The sequence below is a fragment of the Faecalibacterium intestinale genome (genome assembly GCF_040096575.1).
In the GTDB taxonomy this organism is placed as follows: domain Bacteria; phylum Bacillota; class Clostridia; order Oscillospirales; family Ruminococcaceae; genus Faecalibacterium; species Faecalibacterium intestinale.
Genome location: NZ_JBBMEN010000061.1, coordinates 1 through 1,501 on the forward strand (window position 1 = coordinate 1; position 1,501 = coordinate 1,501).

Genomic DNA, 1,501 nt, shown 5'->3' on the forward strand with positions numbered 1-1,501 from the left:
CGTTTGAGGTCTACAATCCGCTTCTCATTCCGGGCAAGCTGCTTCTTCAGGACGGTCAGCTTTTCGCTGCTTTCCACACGAAGCTGCTCCTCCATGACCTTGCGGAAGTAGTTTTCATGACGGAGAATGTAGTCCGTCACCCGCTGAACATGACTCAGCACACGTCCTTCCAGAACCTTTACCCGGATGAAATGTCCCTTGCACTTGCTCCCGTTCTTCTTGTGCAGAGAGCAATCAAAGAAGTCTTGACTGAAGTCCCTGTTATTGGACGAACCATATTGCATCTTGGAACCGCAGTCAGCGCAGTAGACCATACCGGAGAAAATGCTGCTCTTGCCTGTTCGGGTCATACGGTGACGCTGGCTGCGAATCTCCTGAACCTTTTCAAACGCATCATCGTCAATAATGCGCTCATGTGTATCCGGGAAGATAGCCTGATTTTCCACAGGATTCAGATGTCTCTTTTTATCCCAGATAGAGTTAGTATAGGTCTTGAAGTTGACTGTGCAGCCAGTGTACTCCCGGCGTTCCAGAATCAAACTTACTGCTCTTTTATCCCAGCGATAAGGGTCTTCCGGGGCAGGTGCGTTTGTGCTCCGGCCATGGCTCAACTTGTAGGCGGTAGGAGTCAGAACTTTATCTGCCCACAGTTGGTTCGCAATTTGGGTCGGCCCACGTCCCTCCATGCACATGGAGAAGATGCGCTTCACAATCGCAGCCGCTTCCGGGTCAACAAGCCAATGCTTCGGGTTCTCCGGGTCTTTTACATAGCCGTACGGAACATTAACCGTCAGCGGTACTCCACGCTCTCCCTTGGCCTTCTGAACGGCCCGAATCTTGCGGCTGGTATCGCGGGCGTAAAACTCGTTGAACCAGTTCTTAATGCCCGCAAAATCGTTGTTTACGCTGTTCGGGTCAATGGTGTCGTAGTTGTCGTTAATGGCGATGTAGCGAACGCCATACTGGGGAAAGGTGAAGTTGGTGTACAGACCAGTCAAGGCAGAATTGCGCCCCAGTCGGGACAAATCCTTCGTGATAACGATTCCTACACGCCCTGCTTCGATCTCGACCAGCATACTCTGAAAGCCGGGACGGTCATAGTTCGTGCCGGAGTAGCCATCATCCACAAAGAACACCGGGTTCGGGAAGTGGTTCTTTTTGGCGTATTCCAGAAGGATGACCTTCTGGTTCTCAATGGACAGGCTTTCGCCGAGCCGTGCGTCCTCTTGCGACAGTCGGCAGTAAAGTGCGGTGATTTTATTCGTTGCTCCAGACATTGTTGTGTCCTCCTTATTCTGTGGAGCAACTGTCAGTACAGGATTGGTTACCGGATCAAGTATAGCAGAATTGGACGCAGTTGTCATTCGTCTGCACCCTCATCTTCAAATTTTTGCTGGGCGTTCTTGGCAACAATGCGCTCCAGTTTCTTCAAAAAGGATTCCTTGCCCTCATAGCTGCCGGTCACGGTGTAGGTGGTGTGACCGACTTTCTCCGTGGTGGT

General features: G+C 51.4%; 1 protein-coding gene. It reads right to left on the reverse strand.

Translation table 11 applies throughout. The features are described from left to right. On the reverse strand, positions 1-1,277 hold a 1,277-nt coding region (locus WMO20_RS14345), incomplete at its 3' end, for a recombinase family protein (RefSeq protein ID WP_349187304.1). Positions 1,278-1,501 lie beyond the last annotated feature (224 nt).